General features: G+C 70.1%; 19 protein-coding genes and 2 pseudogenes. 9 read left to right on the top strand and 12 right to left on the bottom strand.

The window, feature by feature from the left end; all coding sequences use genetic code 11:
* Positions 1-8 precede the first annotated feature (8 nt).
* From OG936_RS25235 to OG936_RS25200, 8 genes are all read right to left on the bottom strand, one after another.
* Entirely contained in the window at positions 9-248 is a 240-nt protein-coding gene (locus OG936_RS25235) for a hypothetical protein (protein WP_266748761.1), read from the bottom strand.
* Complete coding sequence (gene gatA / locus OG936_RS25230) at positions 245-1747, bottom strand: Asp-tRNA(Asn)/Glu-tRNA(Gln) amidotransferase subunit GatA (protein WP_406497659.1); 1503 nt, start codon at positions 1745-1747, stop codon at positions 245-247. Before gatA ends, OG936_RS25235 begins: the two co-directional genes overlap by 4 nt.
* Positions 1748-1753: 6 nt before the next feature.
* Positions 1754-2050: an Asp-tRNA(Asn)/Glu-tRNA(Gln) amidotransferase subunit GatC gene (gatC, locus tag OG936_RS25225; protein WP_015036350.1), complete on the bottom strand. Its 297-nt coding sequence runs from the start codon at positions 2048-2050 to the stop codon at positions 1754-1756.
* A gap of 114 nt (positions 2051-2164) precedes the next feature.
* Positions 2165-4333 carry a putative bifunctional diguanylate cyclase/phosphodiesterase gene (locus OG936_RS25220; RefSeq protein ID WP_406497657.1) on the bottom strand — a complete coding sequence of 723 codons (2169 nt, stop codon included), beginning with the start codon at positions 4331-4333 and terminating at the stop codon, positions 2165-2167.
* Positions 4334-4754: 421 nt separating this feature from the next.
* Positions 4755-6947 carry an NAD-dependent DNA ligase LigA gene (gene ligA, locus OG936_RS25215; protein WP_406497655.1) on the bottom strand — a complete coding sequence of 731 codons (2193 nt, stop codon included), beginning with the start codon at positions 6945-6947 and terminating at the stop codon, positions 4755-4757.
* 30 nt (positions 6948-6977) lie between these two features.
* Positions 6978-8003, bottom strand: coding sequence for a methionine synthase (locus OG936_RS25210; protein ID WP_406497653.1), 1026 nt, complete (start codon positions 8001-8003; stop codon positions 6978-6980).
* A gap of 61 nt (positions 8004-8064) precedes the next feature.
* Entirely contained in the window at positions 8065-8754 is a 690-nt protein-coding gene (locus tag OG936_RS25205) for an SDR family oxidoreductase (RefSeq protein ID WP_406497652.1), read from the bottom strand.
* A gap of 131 nt (positions 8755-8885) precedes the next feature.
* Entirely contained in the window at positions 8886-9425 is a 540-nt protein-coding gene (locus OG936_RS25200; protein ID WP_406497650.1) for a TIGR00730 family Rossman fold protein, read from the bottom strand.
* 102 nt (positions 9426-9527) lie between these two features.
* Between OG936_RS25200 and OG936_RS25195 the strand changes: the two genes are divergently transcribed.
* Together OG936_RS25195 and OG936_RS25190 are read left to right on the top strand one after the other, a co-directional pair.
* On the top strand, positions 9528-9863 hold the full coding sequence (locus OG936_RS25195; RefSeq protein ID WP_406497648.1) for a DUF427 domain-containing protein: 336 nt from the start codon (positions 9528-9530) through the stop codon (positions 9861-9863).
* Positions 9864-9880: 17 nt separating this feature from the next.
* A pseudogene (locus OG936_RS25190) lies at positions 9881-10234 on the top strand (alpha/beta hydrolase); the annotation flags it as partial.
* Positions 10235-10310: 76 nt separating this feature from the next.
* Here OG936_RS25190 and OG936_RS25185 read toward each other — a convergent pair.
* Positions 10311-10775, bottom strand: coding sequence for an ATP-binding protein (locus OG936_RS25185; RefSeq protein ID WP_406497646.1), 465 nt, complete (start codon positions 10773-10775; stop codon positions 10311-10313).
* A 342-nt stretch (positions 10776-11117) separates the two neighbouring features.
* On the opposite strand from OG936_RS25185, the gene OG936_RS25180 reads away from it, so the two are divergent.
* Positions 11118-11912 (top strand): helix-turn-helix domain-containing protein, encoded by a 795-nt coding sequence (locus OG936_RS25180; protein WP_406497644.1) that lies wholly within the window; start codon positions 11118-11120, stop codon positions 11910-11912.
* Between the two features lie 11 nt (positions 11913-11923).
* On the top strand, positions 11924-12118 hold the full coding sequence (locus OG936_RS25175; RefSeq protein ID WP_266905347.1) for a DUF397 domain-containing protein: 195 nt from the start codon (positions 11924-11926) through the stop codon (positions 12116-12118).
* A gap of 217 nt (positions 12119-12335) precedes the next feature.
* On the opposite strand, the gene OG936_RS25170 is transcribed toward OG936_RS25175, so the two are convergent.
* Positions 12336-12863 carry a hypothetical protein gene (locus tag OG936_RS25170; RefSeq protein ID WP_406497643.1) on the bottom strand — a complete coding sequence of 176 codons (528 nt, stop codon included), beginning with the start codon at positions 12861-12863 and terminating at the stop codon, positions 12336-12338.
* Between the two features lie 245 nt (positions 12864-13108).
* On the opposite strand from OG936_RS25170, the gene OG936_RS25165 reads away from it, so the two are divergent.
* The 4 genes and pseudogenes from OG936_RS25165 to OG936_RS25150 all read left to right on the top strand — a co-directional run.
* Complete coding sequence (locus OG936_RS25165; RefSeq protein WP_406497641.1) at positions 13109-14305, top strand: NAD(P)/FAD-dependent oxidoreductase; 1197 nt, start codon at positions 13109-13111, stop codon at positions 14303-14305.
* 10 nt (positions 14306-14315) lie between these two features.
* Entirely contained in the window at positions 14316-15254 is a 939-nt protein-coding gene (locus OG936_RS25160; protein WP_406497639.1) for a sigma-70 family RNA polymerase sigma factor, read from the top strand.
* Positions 15255-15696: 442 nt separating this feature from the next.
* On the top strand, positions 15697-16122 hold the full coding sequence (locus tag OG936_RS25155) for a DUF5959 family protein (RefSeq protein WP_406497637.1): 426 nt from the start codon (positions 15697-15699) through the stop codon (positions 16120-16122).
* A gap of 28 nt (positions 16123-16150) precedes the next feature.
* A pseudogene (locus tag OG936_RS25150) lies at positions 16151-16300 on the top strand (IS5/IS1182 family transposase); the annotation flags it as partial.
* A 73-nt stretch (positions 16301-16373) separates the two neighbouring features.
* Here the strand turns inward: OG936_RS25150 and mnmA are convergent.
* Positions 16374-17504 (bottom strand): tRNA 2-thiouridine(34) synthase MnmA, encoded by a 1131-nt coding sequence (gene mnmA, locus OG936_RS25145; protein ID WP_406497635.1) that lies wholly within the window; start codon positions 17502-17504, stop codon positions 16374-16376.
* A 61-nt stretch (positions 17505-17565) separates the two neighbouring features.
* On the opposite strand from mnmA, the gene OG936_RS25140 reads away from it, so the two are divergent.
* Complete coding sequence (locus tag OG936_RS25140; protein ID WP_406500602.1) at positions 17566-18246, top strand: N-acetylmuramoyl-L-alanine amidase; 681 nt, start codon at positions 17566-17568, stop codon at positions 18244-18246.
* A 111-nt stretch (positions 18247-18357) separates the two neighbouring features.
* On the opposite strand, the gene OG936_RS25135 is transcribed toward OG936_RS25140, so the two are convergent.
* A complete protein-coding gene (locus OG936_RS25135) occupies positions 18358-19527 on the bottom strand; it encodes a cysteine desulfurase family protein (RefSeq protein ID WP_406497634.1) in 1170 nt (389 codons plus the stop codon).
* Positions 19528-19572: the final 45 nt, after the last annotated feature.

Here is a 19572-nt window from a genome sequence, read left to right as displayed (position 1 = left end):
CTTCCCTCTCAGCCCAGCAGTACGTCGTCATCGCCGAGGCGCTTGAGTTCGCGCAGCAGCAGGGCGAGACCGGTGGCGATGGCGGCGGCGGAGACAACGGCGTCGATCAGTTGGAGCGTGTCGTGTTCACAGCGTGCCTTCTTGGCCTGCTTGATGACGCCCAGCGCTCCGAAGGCGGTGGTGCCGATGGACAGGTACGTACCGGCCTTGGACTTCTTGAAGCCCTTGGCCTTGGTCAGTGCGCTCACAGTGACGGAGCCTCCTCCAGCAGCGGGTGTCCCCACTTTTCCACGAAGGCGGCCTCGACGGCGGCTCCGACCTTGTAGAGACGGTCGTCCTTCATGGCGGGGGCGATGATCTGCAGCCCGACCGGCAGACCGTCCTCGGGGGCCAGGCCGCAAGGCAGCGACATGGCGGAGTTGCCGGCGAGGTTGGTCGGAATGGTGCACAGATCCGCGAGGTACATCGCCATCGGGTCGTCGGCACGCTCGCCGATCGGGAAGGCGGTGGTAGGCGTCGTCGGGGAGACGATGACGTCCACCTGCTCGAAGGCCTTCTCGAAGTCCTGGGTGATGAGGGTGCGGACCTTCTGCGCCGAACCGTAGTACGCGTCGTAGTAGCCGGAGCTGAGGGCGTACGTACCGAGGATGACGCGGCGCTTGACCTCGTCGCCGAAGCCCGCCTCGCGGGTGAGCGCGGTGACGTCCTCGGCCGACCTCGTGCCGTCGTCGCCGACGCGCAGGCCGTACCGCATGGCGTCGAAGCGGGCCAGGTTGGAGGAGCACTCGGACGGCGCGATCAGGTAGTACGCCGACAGGGCCAGGTCGAAGGACGGGCAGTCCAGCTCGACGATCGTGGCACCGAGCGACTTCAGCAGCTCGACCGACTCGTTGAAGCGCTGGACGACCCCGGCCTGGTATCCCTCACCGGCGAACTGCTTGACGACGCCGACGCGCATCCCGTCGACGCTGCCGTTGCGGGCGGCCTCGACGACCGGCGGGACCGGGGCGTCGATGGACGTCGAGTCCATCGGGTCGTACCCGGCGATCGCCTCGTGCAGCAGGGCCGCGTCCAGGACGGTGCGGGCGCAGGGCCCGCCCTGGTCCAGGGAGCTGGAGAACGCCACCATGCCGTAGCGGGAGACGCCGCCGTAGGTGGGCTTGACGCCGACGGTGCCGGTCACGGCGGCGGGCTGGCGGATGGAACCGCCGGTGTCCGTGCCGATGGCGAGCGGGGCCTCGTACGACGCGAGCGCGGCCGAGGAGCCGCCGCCGGAGCCGCCGGGGATGCGGGTGAGGTCCCACGGGTTGCCGGTCGGGCCGTAGGCGCTGTTCTCGGTGGAGGACCCCATGGCGAACTCATCCATGTTGGTCTTGCCGAGGATGACGATGTCGGCGGCCTTCAGCTTCTTGGTGAGGGTCGCGTCGTACGGCGGGATCCAGCCTTCGAGGATCTTGGAGCCGACGGTGGTCGGCATGCCCTCGGTGGTGAAGATGTCCTTCAGCGCGAGCGGGACACCGGCCAGCGGGCCCAGCTTCTCGCCGGCCGCCTTCTTCGCGTCGACGGCGCGGGCCTGCGCGAGCGCGCCCTCACGGTCGATGTGCAGGAAGGCGTGGACCTTCTCGTCGACCGCGTCGATCCGGGCCAGGTGGGCCTCGGTGACCTGGACGGCCGTGAGCTCGCCCGACGCGATCTTCGCGGCGATCTCGGCCGCGGTGAGCTTGATGATGGTGCTGTTGTCCGTCATGGCTGTTTAGTCCTCCCCCAGGATCTGCGGCACCTTGAAACGCTGCTGCTCCTGGGCCGGGGCGCCGGAGAGCGCCTGCTCGGGGGTGAGCGACGGACGGACCTCGTCCGCGCGCATGACGTTCGTCAGCGGCAGCGGGTGGGAGGTCGGCGGTACGTCTTGGTCGGCGACCTCGGAGACGCGGGCGACCGCGCCGATGATGTCGTCGAGCTGACCGGCGAAGTGATCGAGCTCTTCGCCCTTCAGCTCCAGACGCGCCAGCCGGGCGAGGTGGGCGACCTCCTCGCGCGTGATGCCAGGCATGCAGCGATCCTCAGGGGTTGGTGTGTGGTTTTGGCCCAATCCTATGGTGTCGCCCGCGCCCCCTCCCGCCACCCGGGCGAACACCCTGATATCGGCCCCGCCCCACCCGGTCGCTCAGGCCGTCGCCGGGCCCGGCTTCACCGGGCGGCCCGTCGGCCGGTGCTCCAGCTCCGCGGCCCCGGTCGCACCGGAGGCCGCACCGGCCGCGGCGGCGGCCGCCGCGGCCAGTTCCGCGGGCCGCCGCCACCCGTGCTCACCGCGCGCCCGCAGCCAGGCCGTCGTCTCCTGCGGCGGCATCGCCGCGGCGACCAGCCAGCCCTGCACCGCGTCGCAGCGCAGATCCCGCAGCCGCTCCCAGGTCTCGTCGTCCTCGACGCCCTCCGCGACGACCAGCAGTCCGAGGGAGTGGGCCAGGTCGATGGTGCAGCGGACGATCTCCGCGTCCTCGTTGTCGACGGCCAGCCGGGCCACGAACGAACGGTCGATCTTCAGCTCGCTGACCGGCAGCCGGCGCAGGTGGACCAGTGAGGAGTACCCCGTGCCGAAGTCGTCGAGGGACATCTTCACGCCGTGCCCGGTGAGCCCGGCGAGGGTGTCGGCGGCGCGCTGCGGGTCCTCCAGCAGCACGTGTTCCGTTATCTCCAGCTGCAGGGCGCCGGCCGGGACGCCGTGCCGGGCGAGCCGGGCCGCGACGCCGCCCGCGAATCCGGGGGTGTGGACGTCGCGCGGGGAGACGTTGACCGCGACCGGGACGAACAGGCCCTGTGCCCGCCACCGGGCGACCTGGGCCAGCGCCGTCTCCAGGACGTACTCCGTGAGGTGCGGCATCAGACCGGACGACTCGGCGATGGCGATGAACTCGTCCGGGGGGACCCGTCCGCGCTCCGGATGCACCCAGCGCACCAGCGCTTCGAGGCCGGCCACCTGGCCGTCGAAGCGGACCTTCGGCTGGTAGTGGAGCTCCACCTCGCCGGCGTCCAGCGCGCGCCGCAGATCTCCGAGGAGCCCGAGCCGGTCCGGGGTATTGCTGTCGCGCTTCGACTCGTACACCTCCACGCCCGTACGGTCGCGCTTGGCCTGGTACATCGCCACGTCCGCGCGCCTGAGCAGCCCTTCCGCGTCCAGCGCGTGGTCCGGGTAGACGGCGACTCCGGCGCTCGCCTCCAGGACCAGGGTCAGACCGTCCAGATCCAGCGGGGAGGACAGCTCGGCGACCAGATGGCGGGCGACCCGCTGGGCGCTGGTGGTGGAGTCCGCGGTCGGCAGGAGCACGGCGAATTCGTCACCGCCGAGCCGCGCGGCCTCCGCTCCTCGGGGGAGCGCCAGCCTGAGACGTTCCGCTATCTGCAGGAGCAGCCTGTCCCCCGCCAGATGACCGAGAGTGTCATTGACCGCACGGAACCGGTCGAGGTCGATCAGGACGAGAGCGGATCTGGCTCCGATGGACTCGGCGTCCTCCAGGGCCGTCCAGATGCGTTCCAGCAGCCACTGCCGGTTGGGCAGTCCGGTCAGCGGATCGCGCAGCTGCTCCTCGGCCCGCGCACTGGCGATCCAGAGGGTGGAGTCCAGCGCGATCAACGGGACCGCGAAGAGCGGCAGGAGTACGGGCATGGTCGTCGCGACGACGCAGATCAGCGGTGCGATACCGAGCAGGGCGACCGCGACGAGACCCTGGCGCAGCAGGGCGGTGCGGGCGACGGTCGGCACGCCGCCGCCCTGGGGTGCCCGTGCGTACCACAGCAGGACCCGGGTGACCAGAAGATAGGTGGAGGCGGCCAGCAGGACTTCGGGCACGGCGCCGATGCCCCAGTCGAGTGGCTGCCAGGGCGATTCGACGGTCTGCACGTCACCGAACGCGGCGAGCACCAGGGCCGCCGCTCCTATCCCCAGGATGTCCACTGCGCCGTGCAGCAGCCCCTGCCGCCAGCGATGTCTGCGGGCGGTGCCGACGAGGACGACGACGACCAGACTGACCAGGCCCGCGGGGACCCAGCCGTAGAGCAGCAGCACGGCAAGGGTCAGGGCGGCCCCGGAACCGGTGCCGCCCCACCACCGGTCGCGTCCGAGGGCGACGAGATGGCCGACGACGATGCCGGTGAGGATGGCGAGGGACCAGCCGGCCCTGCCGTCGGGGAAGAGTGCGTGTCCTTCGCTCACGGTCCGGTAGAAACCGATCGCGAGCTGAACAACGGCGATCACCACGACGACGGCACCCACTCCGGGCGTGAGGCCGACGAAACCTTGCAGCCGCGACACCGGTGCGGCGCTCTCGGTCGGTTTCATTCCGTCCCTCTCACAGCCGGCGGTGCCGATGTCACCCGATGGTTCGGCTCCATGCCACCACGACCCGTTTCCCACCCCGTGGCCGGCACGGCAGGTGCACATCTCAACAGTAGGCCGCAGAGGGCCTCTACGGGCAGCGCTCTACAGCTCTTGCCCGAATGCGAACCGACCGGCCGTCAGCATCTGGTATGCGCCGATCGGGTGAATTCGACCTCTCGGCAACACCTCTTGACCCTGTCCGTCCCCCTACACCCTTTCTGCGCCTCCCCGTTCACCGGTCACTCGTCGCCCATCCATCGACCGGTCCCGTCCCATCGAATCCCGGTCAATATTCTGTCCTGTTCCACCTGTTGAGCTATCCCTTTCTGCCCGTTCCGCCCGTTCTTCGAAAGGGGTCTGTCCATTCCGGAGCAGATCTGTCCTATTCCGCCGGTTCCCCGACGGGGACGGCCGCCTCGCGTGCGGCGTCCGGACCCTGTTCGAGCAGCACGGTGAAGCCGTCCTCGTCCAGCACGGGCACCTTCAGCTGCATCGCCTTGTCGTACTTCGAGCCCGGGTTGTCGCCCACGACCACGAAGGAGGTCTTCTTCGAGACGGAACCCGTCACCTTGGCCCCCCGGCTCTGCAGCGCCTCTTTCGCGCCATCCCTGGTGTGGCCGGACAGCGTGCCGGTGACGACGACGGTGAGTCCTTCGAGCGGGCGCGGCCCGACTTCTTCCCCCGCTCCCTGGTCCTCCATCCGGACCCCGGCCTCCCGCCACTTACGCAGGATCTCCCGGTGCCAGTCCTCGGCGAACCATTGCTTCACCGACGCGGCGATGATGGGACCGACCCCGTCGGCCTCGGCCAGCTCCTGTTCGGTCGCCTCGTCGATCCGGTCGATGGAGCGGAACTGACGGGCCAGTTCCTGGGCCGCGATCGGGCCCACGTGACGGATCGAGAGCCCGGTCAGGATCCGGGCGAGCGGGGCCTCCTTGGCCGCGGCGACCGCGTCGAGCATGGCGAGGGCGTTCTTCTTCGGCTCGCCCTGCTGGTTGGCGAAGACCCAGGCCGTCTTCTCCTCACCGGTCTTCGGATCGCGCTTGGGCAGTCCGCTGTCCGGGTCCAGGACATACGCCCGGATCGGCAGCAGCTGCTCGACGGTCAGCCCGAAGAGATCGCCCTCGTCGCGCAACGGCGGCTCGGCGGGCTCCAGCGGCTTGGTCAGGGCCGCGGCCGCGACATAGCCGAAGTGGTCGATGTCGAGGCATTTGCGGCCCGCGAGGTAGGCGAGTCGCTCCCTCAACTGCGCGGGGCAGGAACGCGCGTTGGGACAGCGGACATCGACGTCGGCCTCCTTCATGGGCTTCAGTTCCGTACCGCACTCGGGGCAGTGCGTCGGCATCACGAACGCCCGCTCGGTACCGTCGCGCAGATCGACGACCGGGCCGAGGATCTCCGGGATCACGTCGCCCGCCTTGCGGAGCACCACCGTGTCCCCGATGAGGACGCCCTTCGCCTTCACCACGTTCTGGTTGTGCAGGGTGGCGAACTCGACCTCGGAGCCCGCCACCTCGACCGGCTCGACCTGGGCGTACGGGGTGACCCGGCCGGTGCGTCCGACGCCGACCCGGATGTTCACCAGCTTGGTGTTGACCTCCTCCGGCGGGTACTTCCAGGCGATCGCCCAGCGCGGGGCGCGCGAGGTGGAGCCGAGCCGGCCCTGGAGCGGGATCTCGTCGAGCTTGACGACGACGCCGTCGATCTCGTGCTCCACGGAGTGCCGGTTCTCGCCGAAGTACGCGATGAACTCCCTTACCCCGTCGAGGGAGTCCACCACCTTGTTGTGCTTGGCGGTGGGCAGACCCCATGCGTGCAGCAGCTCATAGGCGTGCGAGAGGCAGTCGATGTCGAAGCCCTCACGGGCGCCGATGCCGTGCACCACCATGTGCAGCGGGCGGGTGGCGGTGACCTTCGGGTCCTTCTGGCGCAGTGAACCCGCCGCCGCGTTGCGCGGGTTGGCGAACGGTTTGTCGTCGGCCTCGACGAGCCGGGCGTTGAGCTCCTCGAAGGCTTCCATCGGGAAGAAGACCTCGCCGCGGATCTCGACCAGCGCCGGAATCCGCTCACCCCTCAGCCGGTGCGGGATCTCGGCGATCGTACGGACATTGGGGGTGATGTCCTCGCCGGTGCGGCCGTCGCCGCGGGTCGCGGCCCGGGTCAGCCGCCCGTACTCATAGGTGAGGTTGACCGCGAGTCCGTCGACCTTCAGCTCGCACAGGAAGTGGTAGTCGGTGGTGCCGACGTCCTTGGCGATCCGCTCGCCCCAGGCCGCCAACTCCAGGTCGTCGAAGGCATTGTCCAGCGAGAGCATCCGCTCGCGGTGCTCGACGGAGGTGAATTCCGTCTGGTACGGCCCCGCGACCTTCTGTGTCGGCGAATCCGGCGTGCGCAGCTGCGGATACGTCTCCTCCAGGGCCTCCAGCGCGCGCATCAGCCGGTCGAACTCGGCATCGCTCACGACCGGCTGGTCGTTCACGTAGTACCGGAAGCGGTGCTCCTCGATCTGCTCGGCAAGGAGTGCGTGCTGCTCCCGAGCCTGTGCGGGCACTGACATCTGCTGTTCGCCGGCCATCGTCTCGTCCTCCCGTTACCCGTTGCCCCGTTACTCAGGGTTGTCTGCGAGCGATCTCGCGGCCCGGGCGCAGTGGGCGAGCGCGGCGCGCGCATACGCGGGCGAGGCACCCGCGAGCCCGCACGACGGGGTGATCACCACGGACTCCGTCAGAGTCCCCGGATTCAGCCCCAGCCTGCGCCACAGCGTCCTGACACCCATGACGCTACCGCCCGGGTCTGACAAATCACCCGAGGCCGGGTCGGTGCCCGGCACCACCCCGAGGAAGAGCTGCGTGCCGCCCTCGACCGCTTCCCCGATCGCCTCCTCCTCACGCTCGGTGAGCAACGAGAAGTCGAACGAGATTCCGTCGGCCCCGGCCCGGCGCAGCAGCGCGAACGGCACCTCGGGCGCACAGGTGTGAACGACCGTCGCGCCGTCGCCGCCTGCCGCCAGCACATCGCGCAGGGTGCCCTCGACGACCTGGCGATCGACGGCCCGGTAGGTGCGGTAGCCGCTGGCCGTCCGGATCCGGCCGTGCAGTACGCCGGTCAGCGACGGTTCGTCGAGTTGGAGGATCACTTCGGCGCCGGGCATCCTGCGCCGTACCTCCGCGAGGTGGGCGCGGAGCCCCTCCGCCAGTGAGCCCGCCAGGTCGCGGCAGGCCCCCGGGTCGCCGAGCGCGGCCTCGCCGCCCCGCCGTTCCAGCGCGGCGGCCAGCGTCCAGGGACCGACCGCCTGGACCTTGAGCGGCCCTTCGTACCCCTGGGTGAACTCCTCCAGCGCGTCGAGGTCCTCGCCGAGCCAGGACCTGGCCCGGCGGGTGTCCCGTCCGGGCCGGTCGCTGATCCGCCAGCCGCTGGGCTCGACATGGCCGTACAGGTCGACGAGCAGCCCGATGGTCCGCCCGATCATGTCCGCACCGGGCCCGCGGGCCGGCAGTTCGGCCAGGTACGGCAGGCCCTGGCCGTCCCCGAAGGAACCGGTGACGGTCTTCGCCGCCTCCCGTGCGTCTGACCCGGGCATGGAACCGATTCCGGTGGCCGGGCGAACCCTGAACTTGCTCTTCTCGCTCACACGGGAAGCCTACGGCCGTGCCCGGCCCCGTCCACCGGCGGCGGTCGGGGGCCGGGGCTGCTCAGCGCCCGGGTCGCACCGTGAGGTCGTTGACCTCGGCGTCGCGCGGCAGGTCGATGGCCATCACGATCGTGGTGGCCACCGACTCCGGGTCGATCCAGCGGGAGGCGTCGCACTCCTTGCCCTCCTGCTGGTGGACCTTGGCCTGCATGGGACTGGCGGTGCGCCCCGGATAGACGGAGGTCACACGAACCCCATTCCCGTGCTCCTCCTGGCGCAGCGCGTCGGCAAGCGCCTTCAGGCCGTGCTTGCTCGCGGCGTACGCGCTCCACTCGGCGCTCGCGGAGAGGCCGGCGCCCGAGTTGACGAAGAGCACATGGCCCTGGGCGACCCGCAGTTGCGGCAGGAAGAGCCGGGTCAGCTCGGCGGGCGCGACCAGGTTGGCGTTGAGCTGGAAGTGCCACGCCTTGGGCGTGAGGTCACCGACCTTGCCGAGCTCGACGACGCCCGCGATGTGCAGCAGCGAGTCGACCCGCTCCGGCATCGCCTGCTGGGCGAGCGCCCAGGAGAGCCGGTCCGGGTTGGAGAGGTCACCGACGAGCGTGCGAGCGCCGGGGTGGAGCGCGGCCAGCTCCTTCGCTCGGCCGGCGTCGCGAGCCAGCAGCACGGTCTCGTCACCGCGCTCCAGGAGACGACGGGTGACGGCTGCACCGATGCCGGAACCGGCGCCGGTGATGACATGAGTGGGCATGCCCCCATGATCGCATCCCACCCGATCGCATCCGGCCAGATCGGGCCCCGTCCGATCTCGCCCGGCCGACTCACATCCCGCCCGATCAAGCTACCCTCACGCCCGCACTCCCCTCACTCCCCGCCGCCGCTTCACCGCAAGCCGGAACCCTCCTCCAGGTAGGCCAGGGCGCCCACGCCGTCCTTCGCGAAGAACACCAGGTCGGTCAGCGGGAGGGGCAAGAAGCCCTCATCCTCCATGCGCTGGAACTGCTGGCGCAGCCCGTCGTAGAAGCCCGCCGTGTTGAGCAGGACCACCGGCTTGTCGTGCTTGCCGTGCTTCTTCAGCTCCAGGATCTCGGTCGCCTCGTCGAGCGTCCCGGTGCCCCCCACCATGATCACGACCGCGTCGGCCTTCTCCAGGAGCAGCGCCTTGCGCTCGGCGAGATCGCGCGCGATCACCATCTCGTCCGCATTGGTACGCGCCTTCGCGGCCAGGAAGTCGACCGACACCCCGACCAGCCGTCCGCCCGCTTCCTGCACCCCGTCGGCGACGACCTTCATCAGCCCGCTCTCCGACCCTCCCCAGACCAGTGTGTGTCCGCCCCGGCCGAGCATTTCGGCGAATTCGCGGGCGGGCTGGGTGTAGCGGTCGTCGAGGTCGGCGGCGGAGAGGAAAACGCAGATGTTCATGCGGACACCGTAAAGGCCACCTCTGACACTCCCGGGCAGGCGGGTGGAAATCCGGCCGTCCGCCCGGGGAAGAAACCGGCCCGCGACGCTGCTGAACCAGACATGACTTCCACACGAGGACACATCATCACCGTCGAACCCGGCACCGAGCATGTACGTGTGGTGCGCGACGGGCGCGTGCTCGCCGAGAGCCGGCGCCCGCTCGTCCTGCGCGAGACGGGCTGTCCGGTCCGCTACTACCTGCCGCCCGAGGACGTCCGTACAGAACTCCTGACGGTTTCGGACACCCACACCCACTGCCCATTCAAGGGCGATGCCTCCTACTGGTCTCTGCCGGACGCGGCCGATCTCGTCTGGGCGTATCCGGAACCCAAGCCCGAAGTCGCCGCGATCAAGGACCACTTCTGCTTCTACGACACCGAGACCATCTCCGACTGATCGTCAGTCACCGCTCGTTGTTCTTGTCCGTGACGGGTGTACCGGCCGACATGATCGCCCGGATGCGGCGCGCACCGCTGTGGCGCGGCCTGGTGTCGATGGCGCACACGCTCGGGTACGACGATGCGATTCTCGGCAACGGCGCAATCCCGGCCGAGCGGTTCGCGTCTGTCACAGCGCGCACGCTGGTGGTCTGCGGCGGCCTCAGCCCCACCCCGGCCCGGCTCGCGCCCCGCGCCCTGGCGGAGGCTCTCCCGCGCGCCCGCCGCCACACCCTGACGGGCCAGACGCGCGATCCGGCGCCCCAGGCGATGACCCCAGTCCTGGCGGATTTCTTCGCCAGGGACGTGTACGTACGCCAGGCCTCCTGAACCCACGGTCCGCCCCGCTCGGCCACGCCCGTACAGGGGGCGGACGTGGCCGAGCGGGGCATCGCCGTCGCCGCGCTCAGGCTCCGAGCCCGAGCTCGAACCAGACGGTCTTGCCGCCCGGCCCGTACGCCCCCTCCCCTATGGCACACCCGCCCCAGCGGTCGGCGACGAGTTCGAGGATGGCCATGCCACGCCCGGCTTCGGCGTGGGGGTCGGCGGGCGGGGCGTACGGCTTGGGCAGGTCCGGGCTCATGTCCCAGACGCTGATCCGGAGCACGGGGTGCCGCCACTGAAGCCGGACGGCGGCAGGCCCTTTGGTGTGCTGCACGGAATTGGTGGTCAGCTCGGACGTCAACAGCTCGGCGCGATAACTGAGTTCGGTCAGTTCGTGGGCACCGAGGATGGCGCGGAGGGTCGTACGGGCGATGCGGGGGCTGCGCGGGTCGCAGGGGAAGGCGAGCTCGTACTGCCAGGGTTCAGCGAACGGGATGGGGGCGGGGTGGTGGGCGTACGGGGTGCAGGGGGTGGATTCAGCCCTCACGGGCACCTCCTGGGTGCGTGCGAGTGGTGACAAGTGGACGTGCGCCACGGGCGGTTGCTGCCGTGGTGGCGGTGGCAATGCCGATCCGGGGCCCGCCTTCCCGGGTGGGCGGGGTGGATCGGTGCACTTCCTTAACACACGGTCACGTCGGCGGCGCAGGTCACAAACTAAGGCACTGCGACTCACGTGTGAGCACTTTTCCACGAATGAGTGAGTCGTTATTTGACTCGCTGGACCGCTTCACAGGCCCCTGCAAGACTGTGCACGCACGAGAGAGGACCCATGGCTCCACGAAATGCACCCACAGGCCGCCAGCGTCGCCTGGCCGTTGAAGTCCGGCGCATGCGCGAGCAGGCTGGCATCTCGATCCTGGAGGCGGCCGCAATGCTCGGCGCGGACCGCACGATGATCTCCAACGTCGAGGCCGGCCGCACCGGGCTCAGCGAGGAACGCGTCCGCCAGATCGCCTGCCATTACGGGTGCCCGGACTCAGCGCTGATCGATGCACTCGCCTCGATGGCAGGCGGTCGACGGGCGCGGCACTGGTGGGACGAGTACCGAGGCAAACTCCCCGACGGGCATCTCGACGTCTCCGAGATCGAGCACTTCGCTACGCGCATCCGCACGGCACAAACCGTCCACTTGCCAGGCCTCTTTCAAATCGAGGAGCACGCGCGGGCGATCTTCGACTTCGCAGTGCCGCAGCTGCCCCGGCTGGAGGTGGAACTCCGGGTAGCCCACCGCATGGGTCGCCAGGCCGTCATCACCGGAGAGAACCTGACCCCATACCTCGGCATCATCCATGAGGCAGCACTGCGGCTGGAGTTCGGCGGTCGGGATGTCTCTCGCCGACAGCTCCACTATCTCGCGGACGCATCCGAGCTGGATCACGTCACTCTGCTGGTCATCCCGTTCAGTGCGGGCCCCTTCCACGGCGCCGGGCAGTCGGTCCTCTACGCCGAGGGCTCCGTCCCACAGCTTGACACGGTCCAGCTCGACACATCGTTCGGCGGCCAATTCATTGATGCCCCGACGCCGCTGGGGAACTATCGTTCCCTTCTGGACCTGATGGAACGCTCCGCGCTCCCTCCTGAAGAGTCACGAGGGCTCATCCGGTCCATTGCCCGCGAGCTGTGAGAGGTCAAGATATGCCCGAACGTGACTGGCAGCGCTCATCGTTCTGCGCAGGCGGCGGCAACAACTGCGTCGAGGTCGCTGCGTCGGGAGCCGACGGCGTTGCGCTGCGCGAGAGCGAGAGCCCGGATGCCGTTCTGGTGACAAGCCGGGGTGCGCTGCGTGCACTTGTCCTGGGCGTGAAGACCGGCCACAGCGAAATCGGCTGACCTGGAAACCAGTCATCGGGCCAAAGCCTTCTCCTCACTACTGAGCAGATCCTCGACGGCTCCCTGCTGCACCGCGCGCAGCTTCGCAATCTGCGCCTCGATCGATCCGGCGTTTGCAGGCCGAGTACGTACAGATCTATGGGGCTCCGGACGACAGTCCCACCGAGGCTGGGCAGTTCTCGCCTCCTTGCGGGGCGTTCCCGGCGGGAACCGCCGATCACTTGGCGCCCGCGCCGTCCACGTTCCACTCCAGCGGCAGGGCCTCATCGCAGAAGACACATACGAAGTCCTCCTCTCGAACGATGTTCAGCTGCTGGCACGACGGACAGCGCCGGAACACCACCTCGTGGGTGAAGCCCAGTGGACGAACGATCCCAGCGCGGTCCAGAGCGTCCGCGACGGCCGGCCACGAACTGGCGTCCGGGCAATACCCGGTCGACTGGTTGCTGACCTCGTCGACCGCCCACCGCCCCGACTCCTCGCGGAAGCTCACTTCACCGGCACTCAGTACCGCTCCTCCACCGGCACACGCCACGTGCTCACTCCGGCGCGGCGCCAGCCGCAAGACCCCGGCGGCATCGACGACGAAGGTGAACGGCTCGGCGAGCTCCTCTATCGCCCGCTTCGAGGCCCACTCGTTGAAGTCCGCCGACGAGTGCATGCTCCGGCCCTCGCCTCCCGGCTGGACCAGCGCCTTCAAGTCGGCAGGCCCCACGTAGCGATAGCTCCGCCCCTGCGTGTTCATGCTGATCAACTTAGTTTGGTGTTTAACCTCGCCGGGTCGCCTGACCCGGCGAGGTTAAACACCAAGCTGTGACGCCGACCGATAGTTGGCCATCGCCCCGTTTCGACTGCCCAAGACAGGCCCAAGCGTCTGCCGGAGGCTCAGCCGCTCGCCTTAGCTCGGTGACCTACGTCACACCCGGCTCCTGTCAGCAATCGGGGCGCCGTCTCGTCCAAAGGGCACGCGAACGAGACAGGAGCAACGCCATGAAGCACCGCATCGTCGTACTCGGCGCCGGATACGCCGGGGCCTTCGCCGCCGGAAACCTGGCCCGCCGACTCTCCCCCGCCGACACCGAGATCACCGTCGTCAACGCCGTGCCCGACTTCGTTGAGCGGATGCGGCTCCACCAGCTCGCGATCGGCCAGGACCTCGCGTTCCGCAAGCTCGCCGACGTATTCGCGGGCACCGGGGTGCGGCTGCGCCTGGCGCGCGTCACCGGCGTCGACCCCGAGCGCAGGACCGTCGCCGTGACCGGCGAGGACGGCGACGGCGACGGCGAGCTCGCGTACGACACGCTTCTCTACGCGCTCGGCAGCTCCGTAGCCCACCATGGCGTCCCCGGCGTGGCCGAGTACGCCTTCGATGTGACCGGCCGGTCCTCGGCGCTGCGTCTGCGCGAGCGCCTGGCCGGCCTGGGCGAGGGCGGCACCGTGCTGGTCGTCGGTGAGGGGCTGACCGGCATCGAGACCGCCACCGAGTTCGCCGAGTCCCGGCCCGACCTCTCGGTCGCGCTCGCCGCCCGCGGCGAGCTGGGCGCCTGGCTCTCCCCGAAGGCCCGCCGTCACCTGCGCCTTGCCTTCGACCGGCTCGGCATCACCGTCCACGAGCACACCGGCATCGAAGCCGTCGAGCCGACACAGGCGATCGCCGCCGACGGTACGTCCATCCCGGCCGACGTGACGGTGTGGTCGGCCGGGTTCGCCGTGCACCCCATCGCGGCCGCCAGCGGCCTGGAGGTCGCCGAGACCGGCCAGATCGTCGTCGACCGCACCATGCGCTCGGTCTCGCACCCGGACGTCTACGCGGCCGGTGACTGCGTCTACGCGATCGGCGAGAACGGCCGGCCGCTGCCGATGTCCTGCGCCTCGGCCGGCTTCACCAACATGCAGGCGACCGCCGCGATCATCGCGCGCCTGACGGGCAGCGAGGTCCCGACCACCGGGCTGAAGTACCACGGCAACCACATCAGCCTCGGGCGGCGGGACGCGATCTTCCAGATGGTGGACGGTGACGTCCGGTCGAAGTCCTGGTACCTGGGCGGCCGGACCGCCGCGCGGCTCAAGTCGGGCGTGCTCAAGGGGGCCGGGTGGGGCATCGCCCACCCGACCTTCGGCATGCCGAAGCGCAAGCGTCGCCTGGCCACCGCGCCTGACCAGGCCGGTGTGAGGGGCGCCGCATAGGCTGTTCCGAATGGACAGCGCAGCCATCGATCGGTTCGAGGCCAGCCGGGGCCGGCTGGCCTCGCTCGCGTACCGTCTGCTCGGCTCGGCCGCCGACGCCGAGGACGCCGTGCAGGACACGTTCCTGCGCTGGCAGGCCGCAGACCGAGAACGGGTCGAGGTGCCGGAAGCGTGGCTGACCAAGGTCGTCACCAACCTCTGCCTCGACCGGCTCCGCTCGGCGCAGGCGCGCCACGAGCGAGCGGCCGGTGCCTGGCTGCCCGAGCCGCTCCTCGAGGGCGACCCGATGCTCGGCCCGGCCGACACCTTCGAGCAGCGCGAATCGGTGTCCTTGGCCGTACTGACCCTCTTGGAGCGCCTCTCGCCGGTCGAGCGGGCCGTCTACGTCCTGCGTGAGGCCTTCTCGTACAGCCACGCCGAGATTGCCGGGATCCTCGACATCACCGAGCCCGCGAGCCAGCAGCATGTCCACCGGGCCCGGATCCGGGTCGCCGCCGAGCGCCGCCGCGGCGGCGAGGCCGACCCCGCGTCCGCGCGCCGGGTCGTCGAGGAGTTCCTCGCCGCCGCCACGTCGGGGCGCACCGAACGGCTGGTGGCGCTGCTCACCGACGACGTGACGGCGGTCTCGGACGGCGCCGGACTGGCCAAGCGGCTGTTGCGGTACAAGACGCGCGAGCGGGTCGCCTCCTACGTGCGGGCCGGCTTCAAGCCCACGCCGGCGAAGCGGCGGCTGGCCGGCGGCTCGCCCGCGATGCATATCGCGCTGGTCAACGGCTCCCCGGCCGTCCTCGCCGTGGTCGACGATCGGGTCGTGGGCGCCGTGGCGTTCGAAGTCAGCGACGGCAAGGTCGCGTCCCTGCGCGGCATCGCCGCCGCGGACCGGCTCGCGCGCCTCAACGAGGCCTGGCGGCAGCACGAACCCGACGCGCCGGTCATCAACGCATGGTGACCAGAGCCACCGAAATCCAGTGACCTGAGTCGGAGCGAGGACGGCACCCCTTCGGCCCCCGCGCTGCACAGCAGCACGGGGGCCGAAGCACGTCGGTCTCCCGAATCAGACTCGGCCATGCAGTTCGGATCCCCGATGGCCAACTATCGGTCGACACAGTGGCCAACTACGAATCGTCACGGAGGGCTGACCAGGGCGGATCCGAGCGCCCCTGGCCACCTATCGCTCGAAGTCACACAAGCTGACCGCAGCCTCGTCCTTCTGTGCAGGCAACGCGGAGGCCTCCGGCATGGGTCCACCGACTTGCGTTGATTTCACGGTTGTTGAAGCCAGCGCGACTGGGAGGCCCTTGTTGTTGCAGTCTTGCGTGGTCACCATCGTTGTGAATCGGGGTGCGAGAGGATCAGAGCATCCTGCCCACTCACTCGTCCACAAGGTAGCCATGATTGACGATGCACAGGCCCTGGAACTCTTCCGGCTCGCTGATCGCGTGCAGGGCGTGACCGTCAGGGTCGCATGCGATGCCCCGATGGTGATGGGGGAAGAGAGGTACTACGCGGCCGAGATCGTGCTGGAGAGCGGCTTCGTCAACGGCAGCGTTCGACTGCACGTTTCAGACAGTGATCTGGATGAATGGGGTCGTTGCCTCGATGCCCTTGAGGCCCAGGAGGGGGCCGAGTGGCCTCCCGGCGGTCGGGGTGCGTGGCTGGCGGTGGTTCCCGAGGATCCGATGGAGGTGACCGTGCACGACTCGCCCTCGACGCAGATCGCGGTGCAGGTGCCCGTGGACGTGGTGTCCGGGTGGCTGGAGGAGAACCGGCTGCGGCTTGAGCACGTACGCAAGGCGGTCGCGCAAGAGTCGACCTGACGCCCTGCCGCAATGGAATGATCTTGCGGTGGCTGGTCTGATCACGGCGTCGGAGCCGACCTGGGTAGCCCCGTTCAGCGGGCTGAGCGCGCGCCAGTTCCGGAAGCTGGTGACGGCACTGCGGCGCGAGGGCGCCGATGAGATCCGCCGGGACCGGCCCTGGGGCCTGCCGTTCGAGCCAGCGGCCTGTGACGGCCGTCCTGGCAGTGTCGGCCCCGGCGTTCAGCCGAAGCCAGGCAACCGGGCCGATCTCAGCCGGACGCCGCCGCGGTCTCCCGCCGTACCGTCCTCGCGATCGTCGCCGAGCCGACCACTCGGGAGCCGTCGTACAGGACGACCGCCTGGCCGGGGGCCACGCCGCGTACCGGCTCGGTGAAGGTGACGTTCAGCGTTCCGTCGACCAGTTCGGCCGTCACTTCCGTCTCGCCGCCGTGGGCGCGGAGCTGGGCGGTGTACGTGCCGGGACCGGACGGGGCGGTGCCGCACCAGCGGGGCCTGATGGCGGTGAGGGCGGTGACGTCCAGGGACTCGACCGGGCCGACCGTCACTGTGTTGTTCACCGGGGAGATGTCCAGGACGTAGCGCGGCTTGCCGTCGGGGGCGGGGTGGCCGATGCGCAGGCCCTTGCGCTGGCCGATGGTGAAGCCGAAGGCGCCCTCGTGGGTGCCGACCTTCGTACCCGACTCGTCGACGATGTCACCCTCGGCCGTGCCGAGCCGGCTCGCCAGGAAGCCCTGGGTGTCGCCGTCGGCGATGAAGCAGATGTCATGGCTGTCGGGCTTCTTGGCGACGGCGAGGCCCCGGCGCTCGGCCTCGGCGCGGATCTCGTCCTTGGTGGTGAGGGTGTCGCCGAGCGGGAACATCGCGTGGGCGAGCTGCTTGTCGTCCAGGACGCCGAGGACGTACGACTGGTCCTTGGCCATGTCGGAGGCGCGGTGCAGCTCGCGGCTGCCGTCCTCCCGCAGTACGACGGTGGCGTAGTGGCCGGTGCACACGGCGTCGAAGCCGAGCGCGAGGGCCTTGTCGAGCAGCGCGGCGAACTTGATCTTCTCGTTGCAGCGCAGGCACGGGTTGGGGGTGCGCCCGGCCTCGTACTCGGCGATGAAGTCGTCCACGACATCCTCGCGGAAGCGTTCCGCCAGGTCCCACACGTAGAACGGGATGCCGATGACGTCCGCGGCGCGGCGCGCGTCGCGGGAGTCCTCGATCGTGCAACAGCCGCGCGCTCCGGTACGGAAGGACTGCGGGTTCGCGGACAGGGCGAGGTGCACACCGGTCACGTCGTGCCCCGCCTCGGCGGCGCGGGCCGCGGCGACGGCGGAGTCGACACCGCCCGACATGGCGGCGAGAACGCGGAGGGGACGCTGGGAAGTCTCAGTCATAGCTCCACCAGAGTACGGGGCGCCGGGAACCGAACGCTCACGGATATGCGTTGTGGACCACATGGGGACCAAGGGGACGGCTGGCGCCAAGGGCTCCGCGGGGGCGAAGTCCGGGCACGGCATCAGCCGGCGCGGGCTGCTGATCGGCACTGCCGTCACGGCGGTGGGCGCGGCCGCGCTGGCGCGGGAGAAGCTGGAGCGCGCCTGGTGGCGATTGCCCGGGGTGGACAAGCCCCGCACGCCGGGCGAGGTGGACTTCGCACGGGCCGAGTGGATATCGGCGTCCGCAGCGAACTGGCGGCGGGCCGACCGTCCCGCCGACTATCCGATCGACCGGGTCGTCATCCATGTCACCCAGGGCAGCTACCAAAGCGCGGTGAAGGTCTTCCAGAACCCGGGGCACGGGGCGGCGGCGCACTATGTGGTGCGCAAGGACGGCCATGTGACGCAGATGATCCGTGAGCTGGATGTGGCGTTCCACGCGGGGAACAGGTCGTACAACGAGCGCAGTGTCGGCATCGAGCACGAGGGGTTCGTGGACCGCCCGCAGGACTTCACGGCGGCGATGTACGGGGCTTCGGCGCGGCTGACGGCGGCGATATGCGGGCGGTACGGGATGCCGGTCGACCGCGAGCACATCGTCGGGCATGTGGAAGTGCCGGGCACGGACCACACCGATCCGGGGAAGCACTGGGACTGGGACCGGTATCTGAAGCTGGTCCGGGCGGCGACCACGCGGTGACCGCTTGGCCCCACCGGTGACCACGCGGCCCCGCCCGATCCCGGACAGGGCCGATCACAGGACGGGGCCGGTGACTGGACGGGGCCGGTGACTGGACGGGGCCGAGAGGCCTTAGCTGAGTCCCGCTGTCCGTGCCCGCTGTACCGCCGGTCCGATCGCGCGGGCCACCTCGTCGATGTCCTGCTTGGTGGACGTGTGGCCGAGCGAGAAACGCAGGGTGCCGCGGGCCAGGTCCGGGTCGGTGCCGGTGGCCAGGAGGACGTGGCTGGGCTGGGCGATCCCGGCGGTGCAGGCGGAGCCCGTGGAGCATTCGATGCCCTGGGCGTCGAGCAGCAGGAGCAGGGAGTCGCCCTCGCAGCCGGGGAAGGTGAAGTGGGCGTTGGCGGGGAGCCGGCCGCCCGGGGCCGGGTCACCGCCGAGGACGGCATCCGGCGCGGCCGCCAGCACCGCCGCGACGAGGTCGTCGCGGAGTGCGCCGATCTCGCGGGCGAACTCCTCGCGCCCGTCGGAGGCCAGCCGTCCCGCGACGGCGAAGGCGGCGATGGCGGGCACGTCGAGGGTGCCCGAGCGGACGTGCCGCTCCTGGCCGCCGCCGTGGAGCACGGGTACGGGGGTGTACTCACGGCCGAGCAGCAGCGCGCCGACGCCGAACGGTCCGCCGATCTTGTGCGCGCTGACCGTCATCGCGGCCAGCCCGGACCGGGCGAAGTCGACTTCCAGCTGCCCGAAGGCCTGCACCGCGTCCGCATGCATCGGCACGTCGAACTCGCGGGCCACGGCGGCCAGTTCACGTACCGGCATGATCGTGCCGATCTCGTTGTTGGCCCACATCACGGTGATCAGCGCGACATCATCGGGGTTACGGAGGATCGCCTCGCGCAGGACGTCCGGGTGGACGCGTCCGTGCCGATCGACGGGGAGGTATTCGACGTTCGCGCCCTCGTGTTCGGCGAGCCAGTCGACGGCGTCCAGCACCGCGTGGTGCTCGACCGGACTGGCCAGCACCCGGGTGCGGTGGGGGTCGGCGTCGCGGCGGGCCCAGTACAGGCCCTTCACCGCGAGGTTGTCCGCCTCGGTGCCCCCGGAGGTGAAGACCACCTCGCTCGGGCGTGCGCCGAGGGCGTCGGCGAGGGTCTCTCTCGACTCCTCGACGGTACGGCGGGCCCGGCGCCCGGCGGCGTGCAGTGAGGACGCGTTACCGGTGACGGCGAGCTGGGCGGTCATCGCCGCGATCGCCTCCGGAAGCATCGGCGTGGTCGCGGCGTGGTCGAGGTAAGCCATGGTGGGCTCGATTCTACGAGCCCGGGGGCGGGGTGTGTATGCCGG

This window comes from Streptomyces sp. NBC_00846, assembly GCF_045207325.1.
GTDB lineage: Bacteria > Actinomycetota > Actinomycetes > Streptomycetales > Streptomycetaceae > Streptomyces.
Note: the sequence above shows the minus strand (reverse complement) of the source record. Positions and strands in the feature narration are given on the sequence as shown.

Excerpts from the sequence above, each read along its gene's own strand:
- gatA (WP_406497659.1), bottom strand. The coding sequence starts at position 1,747 with ATGACGGACAACAGCACCATCATCAAGCTCACCGCGGCCGAGATCGCC.
- gatC (WP_015036350.1), bottom strand. The coding sequence starts at position 2,050 with ATGCCTGGCATCACGCGCGAGGAGGTCGCCCACCTCGCCCGGCTGGCG.
- OG936_RS25220 (WP_406497657.1), bottom strand. The coding sequence starts at position 4,333 with ATGAAACCGACCGAGAGCGCCGCACCGGTGTCGCGGCTGCAAGGTTTC.
- ligA (WP_406497655.1), bottom strand. The coding sequence starts at position 6,947 with ATGGCCGGCGAACAGCAGATGTCAGTGCCCGCACAGGCTCGGGAGCAG.
- OG936_RS25205 (WP_406497652.1), bottom strand. The coding sequence starts at position 8,754 with ATGCCCACTCATGTCATCACCGGCGCCGGTTCCGGCATCGGTGCAGCC.
- OG936_RS25200 (WP_406497650.1), bottom strand. The coding sequence starts at position 9,425 with ATGAACATCTGCGTTTTCCTCTCCGCCGCCGACCTCGACGACCGCTAC.
- OG936_RS25195 (WP_406497648.1), top strand. The coding sequence starts at position 9,528 with ATGACTTCCACACGAGGACACATCATCACCGTCGAACCCGGCACCGAG.
- OG936_RS25180 (WP_406497644.1), top strand. The coding sequence starts at position 11,118 with ATGCGCGAGCAGGCTGGCATCTCGATCCTGGAGGCGGCCGCAATGCTC.
- OG936_RS25175 (WP_266905347.1), top strand. The coding sequence starts at position 11,924 with ATGCCCGAACGTGACTGGCAGCGCTCATCGTTCTGCGCAGGCGGCGGC.
- OG936_RS25170 (WP_406497643.1), bottom strand. The coding sequence starts at position 12,863 with ATGAACACGCAGGGGCGGAGCTATCGCTACGTGGGGCCTGCCGACTTG.
- OG936_RS25165 (WP_406497641.1), top strand. The coding sequence starts at position 13,109 with ATGAAGCACCGCATCGTCGTACTCGGCGCCGGATACGCCGGGGCCTTC.
- OG936_RS25160 (WP_406497639.1), top strand. The coding sequence starts at position 14,316 with ATGGACAGCGCAGCCATCGATCGGTTCGAGGCCAGCCGGGGCCGGCTG.
- OG936_RS25155 (WP_406497637.1), top strand. The coding sequence starts at position 15,697 with ATGATTGACGATGCACAGGCCCTGGAACTCTTCCGGCTCGCTGATCGC.
- mnmA (WP_406497635.1), bottom strand. The coding sequence starts at position 17,504 with ATGACTGAGACTTCCCAGCGTCCCCTCCGCGTTCTCGCCGCCATGTCG.
- OG936_RS25140 (WP_406500602.1), top strand. The coding sequence starts at position 17,566 with ATGGGGACCAAGGGGACGGCTGGCGCCAAGGGCTCCGCGGGGGCGAAG.
- OG936_RS25135 (WP_406497634.1), bottom strand. The coding sequence starts at position 19,527 with ATGGCTTACCTCGACCACGCCGCGACCACGCCGATGCTTCCGGAGGCG.